Consider the following 19047-nt stretch of genomic DNA (forward strand, 5'->3'; position numbering starts at 1 on the left):
AGGGTTTATTAATGAGTTTAAGTTGGAATAGTATTAAGCAAATGTTTTTTGGTAATGACCATGACGTATATGATGAAGATGAATACACGGAAAATTCAGGTCCTGATTATGATGAGCCGGTTCCGCAGACGGCACCGCAGACCAACACAACAAGTTCAGCATTTCGTCCCGCAAAAACAGGAGGATATAACACCGTGGCCCAACGTCCTAATTCAATGAAAGTAGTCATTGTCGAACCAACAGTATTTGAAGATTCCGAACGTATTACTAACGAACTTCGCGATATGCGTCCCGTAGTAATTAATTTTGAAAAAACCGACCCTCATGAATCGGCGCGCATTGTTGATTTTGTGAGCGGCGCCACCTTTGCTTTAGACGGCAAATTGGAAAAAATCGGTAAAGATATTTTTATTTGTGTACCCGTAAATGTAACAGTTGATTATAACGACAAGAGCTATAACGACATGTCGGATCAATTCACATGGAAAGAACCTCAATTATAATAGGAGGTCAGCATGGCAGGCCAAATTTTATTCATTGGAGCCGGTGCGATGGGCGGTGCCATTTTGCGTGGTGCCTTAGCTAATCGCTTGGTTGAGCCCCAAGCTGTATATGTATTAGTAAAAACTGAAGCCAGTGCCCACGCATTGCGTGAAGAATTAAACGTCAATGCAGGCACTGAATTGCCTGATATAAAGGATGTTAAAACTGTCATTTGGGCAGTCAAACCGCAAGTATTGCCTGAAGTATTGCCGCAATTCAAAATCTTGCCGGCCGGGACAACTTGTTTGTCCGTGGCGGCAGGCGTAACCCTTAGTACTTTGGAAGCGGCGATTCCGCAGGCCGTATGGTATCGTGCTATGCCGAATACACCTGTGGTGGTGGGAGCCGGCTTGACGGCGCTTACGGCAGGCAGTAAAGGCAATGAAACCGTTACGGCTGAACTGAGTGCCTTATTTGGGGCCATCGGTGAAGCCGTCGTTTGTTCCGAAGCCGATTTGGAACGGTTGACGGCGATTTCCGGATCCGGCCCGGGCTATGCATTCGTTATCATGGATGCTTTGGCTGATGCGGGCGTGCGGTTGGGATTGACCCGTAAAGTGGCCATTAAAGCGGCTGCGTATACTTTGTTCGGTGCCGGTAAAATGGCACTCGAAACGGGGAATCATCCGGCGGTATTGCGCGATCAAGTAACGTCTCCGGGCGGTACGACGATTGCAGGCATTGCCAAAATGGAAAAAGAAGGCCTTCGCTCCGCCTTGCAAGAGGGTGTTGTGGCATGTTATGAACGCTCTTTGGAACTTGGCAAGCATTAGGAGGATTTGTGAAAGATAAAGAAAAATTAATTCGATATTTTGAAGCATCCGGTAGTGGCGAAGAAGCTCGCCGCATGCTCGACTTAGCCGAGCAAGTGGTGGCGGGCAAGCCATATCGGGTGACCGAGTTTATGTCGCCGGCAGGACTTGTGATTGCCGACGCAATTAAAGCGAATTTACCGCAACTTAAGGTAGAATTCGGCGGTGGCTATGAAGGAGCCGAGCGCATTCGCGTAGCATTCGTAGAAGCCGATTTTCAAGGCACCGTAGATTTAGGCATTAAAGCCTTAAAAGTGTCATGGGATCCGCGTTTCCGTTTGCTTACTCATCGTGATGTGTTGGGCTCGCTCATGGGGCTTGGCATTGAGCGCACCAATTTCGGTGATATTATTATGCAAACCGGTGGTGCTCAATTAATAGTGGATGCTGCAATGGCGGACTATGTGAAACAGAATTTTACAAAAATCGCCATGGTGTCCGTTTCGGTGGATGATATGGATATAGCCGAAATCCAACCGAAAGAAGAAAAAATTAAAGAAATACGAACCACGGTTGCTTCTTTGCGGCTGGATGCGGTAGCTTCTTCCGGATTCAGCGTATCCCGCACCAAAGTGGTTAGTTCAATCAATGCGGGACTTGTGCAAGTAAACTGGCAACCGGCCAAGGGACCGGCACAAGAAGTCAAAGAAGGAGATATTATATCGCTTCGAGGTCGTGGACGAATGAAAATTGAGGAAATTACCGGCACCTCTCGCAAGGGGCGCATCGGTGTCTATCTCAAACGATTCATGTAAATTAGGAGGTAAGCTGTATGATTACACCAATGGATATTCACAATAAAGAGTTTGAAACAGGCTTTCGTGGGTACGACAAGGAAGCGGTTAACGCGTTTATGGCCGAATTGGTCCATGATTATGAAACCTTATATCGCGATAATCGTGAAATGACGGATAAAATTGAACAACTCGAAAAACGCATTGCTCAATACGAAAAAATGGAAGCTACTATGAATGATGCTTTAGTATTGGCTCAGGAAACGGGCGAAAATGTTAAAAATTCTGCTCGTAAAGAAGCAGATCTCATCATTCAGGAAGCCGAACAGCAACGTCGTCAAATTATTGCGGAAGCTGAACGTCAGTTGCGTGAAGGTTGCGAAAAATATGCAGTCATTCGTAATGAAGTAGCTGTTTTCAAAGCCCGTATGGAATCCCTTTTGAACTCGCAAATGCAAATGGTGGATGGCTATGTGTTAGGTGACAGCAAAGTACAACTTGAGAAAGTTAATATCGATGAAGTAATTGCGGCAGCAGCCGAAGACAATTCAACAATTCATAGTAATGCCGGCGTAGCCGAGGATGTATTGGCGGCTCAGGCGGCTGTGGAACAGGCTGAAGAAGCAGCATCCACGGAAACAAGCGAAGATAATAAATAAATAGAGTGTTAATCGGCTTGATTTATATCAAGCCGATTTTGATATAAAGAACATATGAAAGAATTTCATAAAAAAGATAAAATGAAGTTCTAAGAAAGTGAGGCAATATGATTACAATGGCCTTACGACTGACCGGTCAACGTTGTTTGGTTATCGGCGGCGGTGCCGTAGCGGAGCGCCGAATCGGGCTGTTCCTTAAGGAAGGCGCCAAAGTAACCGTAGTAAGTCCCGAAGTGACGGCTAAGATAGCCGAGTGGGCCGCTGACAATCAATTAGTGTGGCAAAAAGCGGCTTATGATGAATCCGTTGATTTGGCAGCGGATTTTGTGTTATTGGCAACGAGTGACAGTGAGCTCAATGCAATGTGTGCTAAGAAGGCCAGAGCCTTGGGGGCCTTGGTAAACCGGGCGGATGACCGCAGTGATTGTGATTTTACCTTTCCGGCGACGGTAACAGTGGGAGATTTGGAATTTGCCATATTTACCGGACGGGTAAGTCCTCGATTAAGTCGTTTAATCAAAAAAGACTTGGCTAATCGCTATGGGGCAGTAGCCGAGATGTTGCCGGCTCTCAGAGAAATGCGTAAAACGGTACGTGAGCTTTTGACAACGCCGGCGGAACGTGAAGAATTTTGGCAAAAACATTTAGGTCAAAAAGAGTTGATTAAGATAATAGAGGGTGATTGGAAATGTGTGGAGGATATATTGAGCGATGAAATTAATCGTATTAGGTTTAAATCATAGAAGTGCACCGGTAAACGTGCGTGAAGTATTTTCTTTTGATAAAACGGAAATAAGCGAAGCCATTAATCATGTGTATGAACATGAACAAGTAGCGGAATGTGTCCTTTTATCTACATGTAATCGTACCGAATTATATGCGGTGTTGGAAGATGTGGAAAATCCGAAACAGTTCATGCTTCATTTATTACAGCATTTAAAAGGCGTCGAAGACATGGAGATTGAAGATGACTGGTTCTTCATGTATGAAGGACACGATTTATTGGCACATTTATTTAATGTAGCATCCAGCCTCGATTCGTTGGTGCTCGGGGAAGGTCAGATATTAAGTCAGCTTAAGATGGCCTATATTTCGGCGTATAGTCGCGGCTTGACCGGTCCTATTTTTAATATCATTTTCCAACGAGCCATCAGTGTCGGTAAAAAAGTGCGCACCGTTACAGGCATTGCCAATACGCCGGTATCCGTAAGTTATGCGGCGGTAAATTTGGCGGAAGATTGCCTGACAAAACCGATGAGTGAGGCAAAAGTGCTTGTTTTGGGAGCCGGTGAAATGAGTGAATTGACGGCTACCCATCTTCAGTCCAAAGGGGTTAAGAGCATTTTTGTATCCAATCGAACTTACCATAAAGCGGAAGCGTTGGCTAAACGATTCGGCGGTCAGGCTATTTCCTTTGACAGCTTTATCGATCAAGCCAAAGAGGCGGATATTTTAATTACCTCCACGGGCGCACCGCATTATATAATCGGGCCCGAAGAAGCGGCTAAAATTGCGGCTAATCGTCAAGGTAACCCTATTGTGATGATTGATATTGCCGTTCCGCGTGATATTGACCCGGATGTATCCGAAATTGATGATGTGTACTTATTTAATATTGACTCCTTGGAGAGCGTTGTTGAAGAAAATAAACATCAGCGTGAATTGGAAGCGGAAAAAGCGAAACCGATAATTGCTGAAGCAATTGATGAAATAGAGGAAAAATTAGGGTACTTGTCCGTTCGTCCGATGATGGTACTCTTAAGTGATAAAGCGGAACGTACTCGCAAACGCGAATTACACCGCGCCTTAGCAAAATTACCGGATGCGGATGATCGCCTGCGCAAAATTATGGACAACATGTCCCGCATGATTGTGCGTAAATTGTTACGCGATCCGATGATTCGCTTTGGCGAAGTGGCCGGTAAAGACGAAGAAAATGAATACTGGAAACTGTTCCATGATATGTTTGACTTAGAAAAGGAGCGAAAATCCTTATGAGAAATATAATTCGTATAGGTACGCGCAGCAGTGCTTTGGCTTTATGGCAGGCTGAATTTGTCGGCTCTGAGCTACAACGACTGTTCCCCGGTTGTGAAGTTGAACTTGTTCACCACAGCACCAAGGGTGACCGTATTTTAGAAAAGCCCTTAGCCGCCATCGGTGGTAAAGGACTTTTCACGGAAGAATTGGAAGCATCCATGCGAGAAGGCTCCATTGATATTGCTGTTCACAGCTTAAAAGATATGCCTACGGATTTGCCGGAAGGGTTGACCTTGGGGGCCATTACAAAACGTGAAACTCCTTGCGATGCTTTGGTTTCGCCAAAATATAAGACCCTCGACCAATTGCCGCAGGGCGCTAAAGTGGGAACCAGCAGCTTGCGTCGTCAGGCACAACTCTTACATCATCGTCCGGATTTACAGATTAATGTATTGCGCGGTAATGTACAGACCAGACTTCGTAAACTGGAAGAAGAAAACTTTGATGCCATCGTGTTGGCTCAGGCCGGTCTTAAACGTTTGGGCCTCGCCGATCAAATCACTCAAGTTTTTACAGCCGATGAATTGATTCCAGCTGTAGGGCAAGGTGCCCTTGCTATCGAATGTCGCAGTGATGACACGGAAATGCTCGACATGCTGGCTAAACTTAATGACGAAGATACCATGTGGTGTACTCGCGGTGAACGTAGCTTCTTGCGTCAATTGCAAGGGGGCTGCCAAGTTCCGATGGGCGTCCACGGTACAATCCATAAAGGCCAGTTAACTTTGAAGGCTATCATTTCATCCCTTGACGGTAAAAACTGTTATGAAGGGGAGTTAACGGGTCCTAAGAAAACGGCTGACATTATCGGCCGCAACTTAGCCAAAGCTTTATATGAAGAAGGCGGCAAACATATCATCGAAGAGTTGATTCAGGAGGGTGTAATTCAATGACGGGTATGGTGTATTTAATTGGGGCAGGTCCCGGGGATTATAAATTAATCACAGTTAAAGGTCGTGAATGTATAGAGAAAGCAGATGTCATCGTCTATGATTATTTGGCGGATGAACATTTATTGCGTTGGGCTCGTCCCGATGTAGAGCTTATTTATGCAGGTAAACAGTGCAAACATCATACCTTGCATCAATACGAAATCAATGAATTACTTGTTAAATACGGTAAAGAAGGCAAGATTGTAGCTCGTCTAAAGGGCGGCGATCCGCTCATTTTCGGTCGCGGCGGTGAAGAAGCGTTGGAACTTGCCAAAGCGGGCGTTCCCTTTGAATTTGTACCGGGCGTGACCTCCGGTATTTCGGCGCCGGCCTATGCGGGCATTCCTGTGACTCAGCGCGCCATGGCGACGTCTTTTGCCATTGTAACGGGTCATGAAGATCCGACTAAAAACGAATCCGGCATCAACTGGGAAGGCTTAGCTACCGCCGTTGATACCATCAGCTTCGTTATGGGTGTCGGTAATTTGCCGATGATTTCACAAAAACTCATGCAATACGGTCGCCCTAAAGATACACCGGTTGCCGTTATTCGTTGGGGTACCAAACCTATTCAGCAGACTTTGATTTCCACCTTGGAACATGTGGCTGAAGATGTGAAAAAAGCCGGTATTAAGCCGCCGTCCATTATTACGGTAGGCAATGTAGTAAGCCTGCGCGATTCACTCCGTTGGTTCGATAATAAACCGCTTTTTGGCAAAAACGTACTCGTAACCCGGGCTCGTTCGAAAGCCAGTGTTTTGAGTGAAAAACTGGAAGAACTGGGCGCTAATGTCATTGAAGCAGCGGCTATTAAGACGCAAGCTTTACCGGTTGGCGCAGCGGAAAAAGAAGCCATTCTTAATGCCGGTACTTATAAAACGGTTGTGTTTACCTCTGCCGAAGGGGTTCGTTATTTCTTCAAAGCCTTGGAAACTTTGGGCAAAGACAGTCGTGTACTGGGCACTGCTCAAATTTGTGCCATCGGCAGTGCCACAGCTAAAGCTTTGCATGACAAAGGCCTCTTAGCCGATATTATTCCTAGCGACTACAAAGGCGAATCCGTTGTGAAAGCATTGGCACCAATCCTTGAAAAAGGCGACAAAGCGTTATTAATTCAACCGAAAGTAGCGCGTAAAGTAATTCCGGAAGGCCTTAAAGCGGCCGGCGCCGACGTAACCGTAGCGCGTTTATACGAAACCGTGTTGGACGACTCGCAGGCCGATGCTTTGCGTGAAACCTTAGCTAACGGTGAAGCCGATTATATTACTTTCACCAGCTCGTCAACGGTAACCAATACGTTAACCATGCTTGGTAAAGACGGCGCCGAATTGATTAAAAAAGCCCGTGTTGCCTGCATCGGACCTATTACGGCCGCTACTTGCGTGGAACATGGCATTCAACCGGATTTAATCGGTGAAACCTTTACCATTCCGGCCATGGTCGATATGATTAAAGCAGACGTGGCGAAAAACGCTTCAGCAGAATAAATCTGTATTGACACAAGGCAAATTTGAAATAAAAGCAGTACCTTAAAGTAGCCCTTAGTAGAATACACTGGCTAGTTTTAAAAAATCGTACTACAATAAAAAGGTAGTACTCATATAAATAAAGGAGACGATGAATAATGTTAGACTTAACCTATCGTCCGCGCCGTTTGCGGACAACACCGGCCATGCGAGCTCTGGTTCGTGAAACAACGCTCAATGTAGAAGATTTGATTTACCCGTTGTTTATTGTACCGGGCACCGGCGTTAAGGAAGAAATTACATCGTTACCGGGACAATATCACTTATCCGTTGACGAAGCGGTAAAAGTGGCTAAAGAAGCACATGCCCTTGGTATTTTGGGTGTAGAAATTTTCGGCTTGCCAACGTATAAAGATGAACAAGGTTCGTCCGCTTGGGATATGGAACAACCGGTCCAACAAGCTATCAAAGCGATTCGCAAAGAAGTACCGGAACTCATCGTGGTATCTGACGTATGCTTATGTCAGTACACCAGCACCGGTCATTGCGGCTGTGTTGAAAACCATGAAGTATTAAATGACGAAACATTACCGTTGCTCGCCAAAGTAGCCGTAAGCCATGCGGAAGCAGGCGCTCATATGGTGGCTCCGTCGGATATGATGGACGGCCGTGTAGCCGTAATTCGTGAAGCTCTCGATGACGCCGGTTTTACCAATGTATCCATCATGAGCTATGCCGCTAAATACGCCAGCGCTTATTATGGTCCGTTCCGTGATGCGGTTCATTCTACACCGGAATTCGGTGACCGTAAAGGTTATCAGATGGACGAAGCTAACCGCCTCGAAGCCATGCGTGAAATCGAGCTCGACATTCGTGAAGGCGCCGATATTATCATGATTAAACCGGCTCTTTCGTACCTCGATATCGTACGCGAAGCGCGAGATAACTTTGACTATCCGCTGGCCGTTTATAATGTAAGCGGTGAATATGCGATGGTTAAAGCCGCTGCGCAGCAGGGCTTGGTTGATGAAAAACGCATCGTTTTGGAAACGTTGTTATCCATGAAACGGGCGGGCGCTAAAATTATCATCACCTACCATGCACTCGACGTAGCTCGCTGGTTGCGCAAATAATTGTTAGTACCGTTTTGGTTGCGCAAATAATTGTCAGCACAGTTTTGGTTGCGCAAATAATTGTCAGCATCGTTTTAATTGCGGACGAGGCACAATGTGTGCCAAATACATCATTTGAGCACAAGACTTTTAATACCCATTGTCGTTAGTATCATAAGGAGAAGATTATGTTTACATTAGATAAATCTAAGCAAGCTTTTAACGAAGCTAAAGCATATATGCCGGGCGGCGTAAACAGTCCGGTTCGCTCGTATCGCAGTGTGGGTTCCGAACCGCCGTTCATCAGCTCTGCTTCCGGCGACCGCATCTATGATATTGACGGCAATGAATACATTGACTATGTATTATCCTGGGGGCCTATGATTCTTGGCCATGCCAAATCGGAAATCGTAGCGGCATTGCAAGAAGCCGTTTTACGCGGCACCAGCTATGGTGCGCCAACTTTGCTCGAAACGGAATTGGCTAAAAAAATCCAGGCTTTCATGCCGAATATGGAAATGCTCCGCATGGTTAACTCCGGTACGGAATCGACTATGAGTGCCCTCCGTGTAGCTCGTGGTTATACGGGCCGCGATAAAATCGTTAAATTCATCGGTTGCTATCACGGCCACAGTGACGGCTTGCTCGTAAAAGCCGGCTCCGGCCTTGCCACTTTCGGTGTGCCCGATAGTCCGGGGGTACCGGCCGGTGTGGCTGCTGATACGTTGACCGTACCATATAATGATATTGATGCAATCAAAGCTTTATTTGAAAAAGAAGGCCATGCTATTGCCGCAGTTATTGTAGAACCGGTAGCCGGTAATATGGGGTGTGTACCACCTGTTCCGGGCTTCTTGGAAACACTTCGTGAATTGACCAAGGCTCACGGCGCATTGCTTATTTTTGATGAAGTTATGTGCGGCTTCCGTGCCAGCTCCGGCGGTGCGCAGAAGAAATACAATATTAAACCGGATTTGACTTGCCTCGGTAAAATCGTTGGCGGCGGCTTACCAATGGCCGTGTTTGGCGGCTCCCGTGAAATCATGAGCCAAGTAGCTCCGGCCGGTCCTATTTATCAGGCCGGTACACTGAGCGGTAATCCGATTGCCGTAACGGCGGGGTTAGCAACGCTCAGTATTTTGCAACAAGATCCGACTGTGTTTAAACGGATTAATCAATCCACCGAAACACTTTGCCAAGGCCTTAAAGAATTGGCGGCTAAACATAATGTACCGGTACAAGTACAATATGTAGGCTCCATGTTTACCTTGTTCTTCAGTGACAAACCGGTACTTAATTTTGATGATGCATCCGCTTGTGATATGGAAGCGTTCAAGAAATTCTTCCATTACAACTTGAGTCACGGCATTTATTATGCACCAAGTCAGTATGAAAGCAACTTCATGTCGGCACAACATTCTGCTAAGGATATTGAACATACCTTGGCCGTAGCTGACGAAGCCTTTGCAACTTTATAAAAAGTGGCGAAGTAGCTAGAGCGATGTTATAATAAAAATTAGATAATCAAATGTTAGACCCCTGCCATTTGGAAGGGGTCTTGTGCTAATACGGAGGAGATAGAATTATGCAAACGTTGACTCCCGAAATGGTGGCGGCTGCTCGCAAGAGTTTACAAGAATGTTTGGCCAAAAGTGTAATTCCCAAAGAATATTGGGATGAAATTACCCACTGGTTGGAAGCCACCCACATGGAAAATATTTATTTAGAAGGTCGTGAGGCGATCGGTGCTTGGTGGGCGTCCAAAGAAGTTCGCAAAATGGGCTATGCCATCAATTTTGCCAAGGGCGGCTGTATGCCGAGCAATTGGTTCCCGGAAGGGGAGAACTGGGATATGGCACAAGCACAGGCTAAATACCGATTGGTTGCCGATTGGCAATGTTTGATCGAACACGACGCATTAATCAAAATATAACGAGGTTCGTGTATGAGAAGTGTCAAAAAAAGTGCCAGCCTATCCGTTGTCACTTTAAGCTGGCCTATATTTATCGAGATATTCTTGCAAATGCTTATTGGGAATATTGACCAGTTTATGATGAGTCACTATTCCCAAGAAGCGGTAGCCGCTGTAGCCAATGCGAATCAGATTATGAATATTTTCATCTTCCTGATTACCGTTATGAGTACGGCTACAACGATTTTGATTGCTCAATATTTGGGGGCCAAAAATCCGACTAAGATCAACGAAGTAACAACCGTAAGTATTGCCTTTAACTTCGTATTCAGTTCCATTGCGGCGCTGTTTATTTTGGTAGCCTATCGCATGCTCTTTGAGTGGCTCGGCGTACCGGAAGAAATCATCGATGATACGAGTCTTTATATGACGATTGTAGCCGCGAGTATTCCGATTACGGGGATTTATACGGCTTTTGTGGCTACCTTCCGCGGTTTTTCCTTGCCGGTTATTACCATGTGCGTGGCCTTCGTTATGAACGTAGTACACATTTTCAGTAACTTGGTATTAATCTACGGTTGGGGTCCTATTCCGTCTATGGGCGTGTTGGGCGTATCCATATCCACAGCCTTGAGCAAAGGCTTAGGTCTGCTCTTGGTATTTTATTTATTCAAAACCCAGCTCAATGTTAAGTTGTCCTGGTCTTATTTAAAACCGTTCCCTAAAGAAACGTTAAAACGGTTGCTGCACATCGGCGTGCCATCCGGCGGCGAAACGCTGTCTTATCAGTTATCGCAGACCACGATTATGAAAATGGTCAACATTTTTGGTATCATGGTTATTAATACGAAGGTATATGCCTACATTATTTCCATGTTCTGTTACATGTACACCATTGCCCTCGCCAATGCGGCGCAGATTATCGTAGGCTTTTTGGTTGGTGCCGACAGGGAAGACGAGATTTCCGGGCGTGTGTGGCATACCATGTGGCTAGGCATGGCAATCAGCCTGACCTTGTCCGTATCGTTCTATCTGTTGAGTGATTATATATTTGCCTTTTTCACGGACGAACAGGAGATTATTACGCTCGGCAAGACGATTATGTTGATTGAAATATTCCTGGAAATCGGACGAACGGTTAATATTATTATGGTTCAGTGTTTACAGGCGGCCGGTGATATCAGGACGCCGATGATTGTAGGTATCTTTGGCATGTGGCTGTGTGCCGTTAACTTGTCCTTTATTTTGGGCGTTTGGCTCGGTTGGGGGCTCGTAGGCATTTGGATTGCTATGGCCATCGATGAAGGTGTGCGGGCCATCATATTTGTATGGCGTTGGCACAGCGGTAAATGGAAGAACAAGAAGCTGATTGAAGAAACGGTGTGAGGTCTGTTTGCTTTTTTGAAAAAGTATTAAATTCAATCCGCTTGAATCTTCAATGGAAGTGAAGATTCGTGTAGTATAGTAGATTTTAGTAAAAAAGAGAGTCAGAGGAAGAAGAATGAAGCGTAAGGTAGGTATTATTGGTTTAGGTTTACTCGGCGGGTCTTTGGCAAAAGGGTTGGCGAAATATACAGATTATGAAGTGATTGGTTATGCACGGCGCCCGGAGATTTGTGAAGCGGCTTTGGTCGATAAGGTTGTGGCTCGTGCGTATACCGATCCCAAACAAGTGGTAGCGGAGGCGGATATTTTGGTATTCGCCTTGCCGCCTGACACGAATGCGAGGCTGTTTGAGGAGCTGGCACCGCTCATCCGGCCTCGCACTCTTATAACTGATGTGTCCAGTACGAAGACGAATTTTGCCGGTACGGTGAAACAACATTTGCCCGAAGGGGCTAAATTTGTATCGATTCATCCCATGGCCGGGTCTGAAAAAGGCGGCTATGACATGGCCAAGGCGGATTTGTTTAAGAATTGCACATGGATTGTCTTGGAAGATGACGTTAAAGACGGTTGGGATGCGGAGGCTGCGGCTGAATTGGCTCAAATGGGCAAACTGTTGGGCAGCCGCGTAGAGTGTATTCCCATGAGTGTTCATGACGGGTTTATGGCCACCATAAGTCATATGCCTCATACCGTGGCCTCCATGATCGCCACCATTGCCGGGGGCGATGAATACGGCGATTTACGCCTTCGCTTGGCAGCGGGCGGTTTTCGCGATGTTACTCGTGTAGCGGGCGGTAATCCCCATATGTGGCGCGAAATCATAACGGGCAACCGTGATGAAGTGGTGCGAGCGTTATCAGATTTAGAGAAGCAAATATCAATTATTAAAAATTTACTTTTAACTGCGGATGATGATACACTTGAATTATATTTGAGTAATGCGAAGCAGATTCGTGATAAATTTTCCCTTTTATAGGAGGATATGATGGGCTTATTTGAAGAAACTTGTAAAAAGATTACCCCAAAAGATGCCGCCATCGGTGAGAAAATTCAAGCCGTTTGGGACAAGGCTACGCCGTACGGCAGTTTTGGCAAATTGGTAGACATGGTTAAGCAATATGCTATGGATACGCGCCAAGAATCACCGACTATTCCGAAACGCTGTATGATTATTGCGGCCGCCGACCATGGTGTAGCGGAAATGGGGGTTAGTGCCTATCCTATCGATGTAACCGTCGGTATGACGCAGAACTATTTGATTCCAAAAGGAGCCGGTGCCAATGCGCTGGGCAATTATTGCGGTACCGACATGGAAGTAGTCGACGTGGGTATCAAAGCGGACATGAACTGGGTGCCAGGCTTACGCCACAATAAAATCCGCATGGGAACACGCAACTTTTTAAAAGAGCCGGCCATGACCAAGGAAGAAGCCATCAAGGCTATGGAAGTGGGCATTGCTCTCGTTAATGAAAAAGTCGCTGAAGGATATAATGTATTTCTCGTAGGTGAAATGGGGATTGCCAATACCACTGCCAGTGCTGTTATGACGGCAAAATTCGCCGGTATTACGGCAGAACAGGCCACCGGTCGGGGCACCAATATCTCCGACGAACGCCTTAAAGTAAAACAAAAAGTGGTTCACGATGCGTTGGAAAAATACGCCCATATAGATAAAAACGACGGCCTCGGCATTTTGCATTCCGTAGGTGGTTTGGAATTTGCCTGCATTACGGGGATTATTCTCGGTGCGGCGGCTGCTCATACGATGGTCATCATCGATGGTTTTAACACCACCGCTTGTGCGTTGGTAGCGCATTCCCTGGTGCCTGAAAGCATGGATTATGTAATGGCCTCCCATTTATCCGCCGAAAAAGCGCATAATCGCGCTTTAAATACCTTGGGCCTTGAGGCGTATGTTAACCTCGGTCTCTGCCTCGGTGAAGCATCGGGCGGCTCCATTCAAATGGGCATGCTCGATTTAGCGGTGCGCATGTATCAGGAATTAGAAGGAGGACAGCAGGCATGAGAGAGTTTACGATAAAACCATTAAATGAGGCATGCATGGATGCTTGCCAACTTCGCGTAGATAATTTGACTAAGCCGATTTACAGTTTGGCGCAATTGGAAAAAATCGCTGTTCGCTTAGCCGGTATTTACAATGTGGAACAGCCAAACCATATTAAAAACGGCGTTCTTATTTTTGCCGGTGATACGGCCGTTGACGGTATACAAAACCACACGAAAGGGAAGGAAAGCTTAGCCGCTGTTACGCGCCTTGGCAGTGGTCACAGTGCAACCGGTGCGGCGGCTAAGAAACTGGAAGCTGACGTAATTGTTGTTGACGTAGGTCTGGAACAAGATACGGCCAACGTAAAAGGCATTGTAAATAAAAAAGTAGCCAACGGCGCTCGTTTCTTCGGAAAAGGTCCGGCTATGACGGCGGAAGAAATGGAAGCGGCTTTGGAAGTTGGTTTTCAGATGGCCGATGAATTGGCCGGCAAAGGCGTGCAAGCCGTGGCCATCGGCAATGTAGGGGAACGCACCTTGTTAAGCGGTTTGGCCGTAACAGCAGCCATTACCGGTTATCCGATGGCTGAATTGTTGACTGATAACGAATGCACCTTGTCCATTCAGGAAAAAGCAGATCGTTTGAGTGCCACTTTACAGCACTATGGCTTAAGTGCGTCCGAACCTTTGAAAGTATTGCAAACGGTAGGATCCTTAGATATTGCCGCTATGGTCGGTTTTTACCTCGGTGCCGCCCATAACCGTATGGCCGTAGTCTTTGACAATGCCGTGACCGGCGCTGCGTTATTGGTAGCACGTGCCATTAATCCGGCCGTGATGGACTTCGTATTCCAATCGGCGGCATACAAAGAACCGGTACACAAAGCGCAGATGAAATTCTTGGGTATCAGCTCGTTCTTGTATTATGATTTGGAAATGGATGAAGCGTTGGGATCCGTTATGGGCTTGTCCGTGGTGGATGCGTCGCTTCACATGTTAAACGATATGAAAACATTTGGCGAAGCCACGGTGACCGTAGCCGAAGACGGCCCCGGCAACAAGCGCCAGGATGGACGGTAATTATGAGTAAGTATTTACACGGTTTATGTGCGTCTGGTATCAGCGGTAATATGATGATCGGCGCCTTGCTTAACTACGGGGTACCGTTTGATTACTTTAAAAAGTCATTGGCACCGCTTAATTTGAGCGGCTTTTCGCTCATTCATGAACAACGTGAAAAACTGGGCGTCGCAGGTACTTATTTTGACGTGAAATTGAAGGGTAAAGGCCGCACTCATACGCACAGTCATGATGGTGTTCATTTTCATACCCACACTCATGGGCACACGCATGATGGCATTCACTCTCATACCCATGCTCATGGGGAACGGCGCAATTATCCGGATATTAAAGCCCTCATTGAAGAGGCTCCTTTATCCGATTGGGTAAAAGAAAAAGCTTTGGCTGCGTTTTTAAATTTAGGCATGGCAGAAGCAAAGGTGCATAATACAACCTTGGAGGAAGTGCATTTCCACGAAGTGGGCGCCATTGATTGCATCATCGATATTGTAGGCACTATGATTTGCTTGGAATATCTCGGCGTGACCGGCATTATCTTTTCGCCGCTCCATTTGGGTCAGGGGAAGGTGAAATGCGAGCACGGCCTCATGGATATTCCTACGCCCGCTACGGCGAACCTTTTGGAAGGTGTTCCCACTTATGTGACGCCTGTGCAAGGGGAATTGGTAACACCCACAGGGGCGACTTTGGTGAAAACATTGAATGCCATCGGTTTCCAACCGGGGGCAGCGGCGCCATCTAAAGAAGAAATACAAATGGCATTGCTTTCCATGATGGATAAAGCTGAAAAAGCCTCTAAAAAGGGTGTTGGTCTCGGTTCCATGGATTTGCCTATCCCTAATGTGTTTACCCTCTTTGAGGCGTAAATACAGCCTTTAAATGAAGTGTTTAACACAAGGTAACAGTGACGGCTCACCTTCAATTGGTGGGCCGTTATGCTTTTGTAAAATATTTGTACAAATATTTTTACAAAAGTGTTGACATGGGCCTTAGTTCTTTGATATTATAATTAAGCAGTCAGGGACAAGACACTTTGAATGCAGTCAAGTTAAAAAAGTGCTTGACAAAATACAGTTAACGGTGTAGAATAGTTTATGTTGTGAAATGCGGAAATAGCTCAGTGGTAGAGCACCGCCTTGCCAAGGCGGGGGTCGCGAGTTCGAATCTCGTTTTCCGCTCCACTTTCATTCCTCGATAGCTCAGTCGGTAGAGCAATCGGCTGTTAACCGATCGGTCGTAGGTTCGAGTCCTACTCGGGGAGCCATTTTTATTTACTCAGGTTTATACCTTTGTATATATAGGGGTATCGCCAAGCGGTAAGGCAACGGACTCTGACTCCGTCATTCAAAGGTTCGAATCCTTTTACCCCTGCCAATTTACATGACTCATTAGCTCAGTTGGTAGAGCACCTGACTTTTAATCAGGGTGTCCCGCGTTCGAGTCGCGGATGAGTCACCACTTTCCGGCCCGTTGGTCAAGCGGTTAAGACACCGCCCTTTCACGGCGGTATCGGGGGTTCGATTCCCCCACGGGTCACCAACTTCATGGACGATTAGCTCAGCTGGGAGAGCGCCTGCCTTACAAGCAGGATGTCGGCAGTTCGATCCTGTCATCGTCCACCATATAGAAAAACGAGCACTTGATACTCCGTATGGGTATCAAGTGCTCGTTTTATTTTTAAGATTTTACATAGCAGTAGAGCCTATAAATGTCTGACGATTAATAATGGTGTATCGCGAACGTTCGAGTTATTTTAGAGTTATAGGACAAAAAGTGTGTGTAAAAAGTGCTGTAAACCTAGATAGATACTGGGTTTATAGCACTTTTATCTTTTTTTGACAAAGATAAAGGGTGGACAAAAAGTGTGTGTAAAAACATGCGTGAACCCACATAACTACTGACTAAAATGGTATTATATCTTCCTAAATAAAAACATAAATAGGAGGATGATTAATATTAAACAAGTAGTTTGCCCTGATTGTGGTCGAAAATGTATAAAACACGGTATATTGAAATCCGGTTCTCAGCGATGGTTTTGTAAGCACTGTAAAGTCGCTTTCACTAACAAAATTAACACCGATAGTCATAATCTAAAGCTGTTTTTGAAATGGTTATTTAGTAAACAGATGCAGCAGGATATGCCTGGAGGCGGGCGTACATTTAGACGTAAAACCGCTAAATTTTGGTCCATATGGTGCCTTCCACCAAAGATTGAGGAAGTATATGATGTGCTTTACTTTGACGGCATATACCTAACGCGTAAGCTCTGTGTACTTATTTGTTGTAGTAAGGACCATGTGTTAGGCTGGTATGTATGTAGATATGAGAACTCTAGAGCTTGGCAAGCATTAATGGACCGTATTGCTCCTCCGCGTGTTGTTATCTCAGATGGCGGATCCGGATTTGCTAAGGCCTTGGCAAAGAGGTGGCCGACAAGTAACCATCAACGTTGTTTATTTCACGTTTTTGCGCAAGTAAGAAGGTATACAACTTCTGCACCAAAAACAATAGCCGGCAAGGCTTTATATGAACTGGCAAAGCGTTTATTTAAGATTCAATCGATAGATGATGCTTATACTTGGATTGATGGATTATTAGCTTGGAGAGAAGAATTTGATGACTTCTTACGGGAAATGACAGTCGACGAAAATGGGAATAAAAGGGCTACTCATGAACGCCTCTTAAAAGCTGAGGCAGGACTTTTACGATTAATTAGAGATGACACTCTATTTACCTACCTGACGTTTGTAGATATTACCGTACCTACAACGAACAATCGACTGGAAGGAGGCGTTAATGCGCAACTTAGGGGGATGTTACGAGATCACAGAGGGTTATCCTTAGAAAGACGATTAAAAGCGGTCTATTGGTGGTGTTACGAGCACTCACCTAGACCGCTTCCTGTTGCTGAAATATTAAAATGTATGCCTACAGATAAAACAATCGCTGCTACTTACCGTAGGATAATGCGGAATAACCGTGTGGATAATATCTTGCCGCAATGGGGGGATGCCATTGTTTGGAATGAGTTCCATATGTCCACGGAATTTCCAATTTATTGGGATTAATTTAAAAAAGCCACACACACTTTTTGTCCTATAAGCCTTATTTTAGTGATAATAGACATTTGTCTTTGTGATATAATACTTTTTAAAGACGATTTATAACTAACGTTTTCAGATTGAAAAATTTAAGCATATTTTGCTTTTACACTTGATAAGGTGGCGGTTTGTTAACCGTCACCTTTTATTTTTGTACGCCGAATAGGCATGACAAAACCCCCAGTTAAACTGGGGGTTGGTAAAAAATTCTTATAGAAAAGGAAAGAACCTCCTAATGATACAATGAAGTTGGTCTGGCAACCACAACATTTCAACTTAGGAGGTTCAATGTCAATGAATGACGTAAAAAGCTTATCACATAGTAAATGGAGATGTAAATACCATATTGTCTTTGCACCTAAGTATAGACGACAAGTTATATATGGGCGAATAAAAGTTGATATAGGGAAAATATTAAGAGATTTATGTACAAGAAAGAATGTGGAGATTATAGAGGCGGAGTGCTGCCCCGATCATATACATATGCTCGTTACTATACCTCCACATTTAAGTGTATCAAGTTTTATGGGGTATTTAAAGAGTAAAAGTAGCCTCATGATATTCGATAAACATGCTAATTTAAAATATAAGTATGGGAATCGACATTTTTGGTGTAGAGGATATTATGTGGATACGGTAGGCAGATACGAAGGAGCGATAAAGGAGTATATTCGCAATCAATTACAAGAAGATATAGCTCAAGATACGTTAAATTTTAAAGAATATATGGACCCGTTCACGGGTGAGCAGGTAAAGTAGGCAAAAATAAAAGCCCCCGAGTAGGGGGCAGCCAGTGGTAATAGAGTGGTTGTCAGATTACTCAAAGCCCTCTTTAGAGGGCAACCACTAGAGAAAGACCCTTATAGGGTCAGAGCAAACCACCCGTTCTACGGGTGGTTATGATTTTGCACTTTGTTAAATAGCATATATAATTTTAAGTTATTACTATGTTATTGATATGACATAAATATAAACGATAAATGCATCAAAAATAAATGTGAATAAAAAGAGAAATACAGAATTTATAAGGTTCTTTAGAAAGTAGGAATTAATAAAATTTAAAATTAATTTTAAGAAAAAGTTTGATTAATTTTGATAAATATGTCATTATAATACTATAAATGATTAATGTGGATATAATATATAATATTTAATCATCTTTTTTGGGGAATTAAAACTGAATATAGAAACACGATAAGTATTGGATAATTTTTTACTTACACTACATGGGGACGATTAGGTTAGTGTTAATTGAAAGGG

The 19047-nt window shown here is 44.8% G+C and carries 18 protein-coding genes and 6 tRNA genes; all 24 read left to right on the forward strand.

Translation table 11 applies throughout. The features are described from left to right. The first annotated feature begins 11 nt into the window (after positions 1-11). The gene (locus CCC71_RS04255) at positions 12-503 is read left to right on the forward strand and encodes a cell division protein SepF (protein WP_247240107.1); all 492 of its coding nucleotides are present in this window, start codon (positions 12-14) and stop codon (positions 501-503) included. Positions 504-515: 12 nt separating this feature from the next. Continuing rightward, a complete protein-coding gene (proC, locus tag CCC71_RS04260; RefSeq protein WP_247240108.1) occupies positions 516-1316 on the forward strand; it encodes a pyrroline-5-carboxylate reductase in 801 nt (266 codons plus the stop codon). 8 nt (positions 1317-1324) lie between these two features. Then, positions 1325-2110 (forward strand): YlmH family RNA-binding protein, encoded by a 786-nt coding sequence (locus CCC71_RS04265; protein WP_021840490.1) that lies wholly within the window; start codon positions 1325-1327, stop codon positions 2108-2110. Positions 2111-2127: 17 nt separating this feature from the next. Then, positions 2128-2748: a DivIVA domain-containing protein gene (locus CCC71_RS04270; RefSeq protein WP_156704329.1), complete on the forward strand. Its 621-nt coding sequence runs from the start codon at positions 2128-2130 to the stop codon at positions 2746-2748. A 107-nt stretch (positions 2749-2855) separates the two neighbouring features. Then, a complete protein-coding gene (locus tag CCC71_RS04275) occupies positions 2856-3491 on the forward strand; it encodes a precorrin-2 dehydrogenase/sirohydrochlorin ferrochelatase family protein (protein ID WP_156704331.1) in 636 nt (211 codons plus the stop codon). After that, positions 3460-4746, forward strand: coding sequence for a glutamyl-tRNA reductase (hemA, locus tag CCC71_RS04280; protein WP_156704333.1), 1287 nt, complete (start codon positions 3460-3462; stop codon positions 4744-4746). The genes CCC71_RS04275 and hemA overlap by 32 nt, the downstream gene beginning before the upstream one ends. Further along, positions 4743-5681 carry a hydroxymethylbilane synthase gene (hemC, locus tag CCC71_RS04285; RefSeq protein ID WP_247240111.1) on the forward strand — a complete coding sequence of 313 codons (939 nt, stop codon included), beginning with the start codon at positions 4743-4745 and terminating at the stop codon, positions 5679-5681. Before hemA ends, hemC begins: the two co-directional genes overlap by 4 nt. Next, positions 5678-7207 carry a uroporphyrinogen-III C-methyltransferase gene (gene cobA / locus CCC71_RS04290; protein WP_226974580.1) on the forward strand — a complete coding sequence of 510 codons (1530 nt, stop codon included), beginning with the start codon at positions 5678-5680 and terminating at the stop codon, positions 7205-7207. The genes hemC and cobA overlap by 4 nt, the downstream gene beginning before the upstream one ends. Before the next feature lie 137 nt (positions 7208-7344). Then, positions 7345-8319, forward strand: a complete 975-nt coding sequence (hemB, locus tag CCC71_RS04295; RefSeq protein WP_127059323.1) for a porphobilinogen synthase — start codon at positions 7345-7347, stop codon at positions 8317-8319. Between the two features lie 167 nt (positions 8320-8486). Further along, complete coding sequence (gene hemL / locus CCC71_RS04300; RefSeq protein ID WP_021840497.1) at positions 8487-9776, forward strand: glutamate-1-semialdehyde 2,1-aminomutase; 1290 nt, start codon at positions 8487-8489, stop codon at positions 9774-9776. Positions 9777-9883: 107 nt separating this feature from the next. Beyond that, positions 9884-10231, forward strand: a complete 348-nt coding sequence (locus CCC71_RS04305; protein WP_021840498.1) for a hypothetical protein — start codon at positions 9884-9886, stop codon at positions 10229-10231. Between the two features lie 12 nt (positions 10232-10243). After that, positions 10244-11596, forward strand: coding sequence for an MATE family efflux transporter (locus CCC71_RS04310; RefSeq protein ID WP_226974582.1), 1353 nt, complete (start codon positions 10244-10246; stop codon positions 11594-11596). A 115-nt stretch (positions 11597-11711) separates the two neighbouring features. After that, the gene (locus CCC71_RS04315) at positions 11712-12575 is read left to right on the forward strand and encodes a prephenate dehydrogenase (protein ID WP_021840500.1); all 864 of its coding nucleotides are present in this window, start codon (positions 11712-11714) and stop codon (positions 12573-12575) included. Between the two features lie 9 nt (positions 12576-12584). Then, a complete protein-coding gene (cobT, locus tag CCC71_RS04320) occupies positions 12585-13625 on the forward strand; it encodes a nicotinate-nucleotide--dimethylbenzimidazole phosphoribosyltransferase (RefSeq protein ID WP_295240982.1) in 1041 nt (346 codons plus the stop codon). Then, complete coding sequence (locus tag CCC71_RS04325; RefSeq protein WP_296333074.1) at positions 13622-14686, forward strand: nicotinate-nucleotide--dimethylbenzimidazole phosphoribosyltransferase; 1065 nt, start codon at positions 13622-13624, stop codon at positions 14684-14686. The genes cobT and CCC71_RS04325 overlap by 4 nt, the downstream gene beginning before the upstream one ends. 2 nt (positions 14687-14688) lie before the next feature. Beyond that, complete coding sequence (gene larC / locus CCC71_RS04330; RefSeq protein WP_295240969.1) at positions 14689-15552, forward strand: nickel pincer cofactor biosynthesis protein LarC; 864 nt, start codon at positions 14689-14691, stop codon at positions 15550-15552. A gap of 240 nt (positions 15553-15792) precedes the next feature. After that, positions 15793-15867, forward strand: a tRNA-Gly gene (locus CCC71_RS04335). A 7-nt stretch (positions 15868-15874) separates the two neighbouring features. Continuing rightward, a tRNA-Asn gene (locus CCC71_RS04340) sits at positions 15875-15950 on the forward strand. A gap of 35 nt (positions 15951-15985) precedes the next feature. Continuing rightward, positions 15986-16060 (forward strand) — tRNA-Gln (locus CCC71_RS04345). A gap of 8 nt (positions 16061-16068) precedes the next feature. Beyond that, a tRNA-Lys gene (locus tag CCC71_RS04350) sits at positions 16069-16144 on the forward strand. Positions 16145-16150: 6 nt separating this feature from the next. Beyond that, positions 16151-16225 (forward strand) — tRNA-Glu (locus tag CCC71_RS04355). A 7-nt stretch (positions 16226-16232) separates the two neighbouring features. After that, positions 16233-16308 (forward strand) — tRNA-Val (locus CCC71_RS04360). A 333-nt stretch (positions 16309-16641) separates the two neighbouring features. Further along, entirely contained in the window at positions 16642-17754 is a 1113-nt protein-coding gene (locus CCC71_RS04365; protein ID WP_296333591.1) for an IS1249 family transposase, read from the forward strand. A gap of 327 nt (positions 17755-18081) precedes the next feature. Then, positions 18082-18546 carry an IS200/IS605 family transposase gene (gene tnpA, locus CCC71_RS04370; RefSeq protein WP_156703932.1) on the forward strand — a complete coding sequence of 155 codons (465 nt, stop codon included), beginning with the start codon at positions 18082-18084 and terminating at the stop codon, positions 18544-18546. Positions 18547-19047: the final 501 nt, after the last annotated feature.

This window comes from Veillonella sp. LMAG:90 (assembly GCF_008679445.1).
Lineage (GTDB): Bacteria > Bacillota > Negativicutes > Veillonellales > Veillonellaceae > Veillonella_A.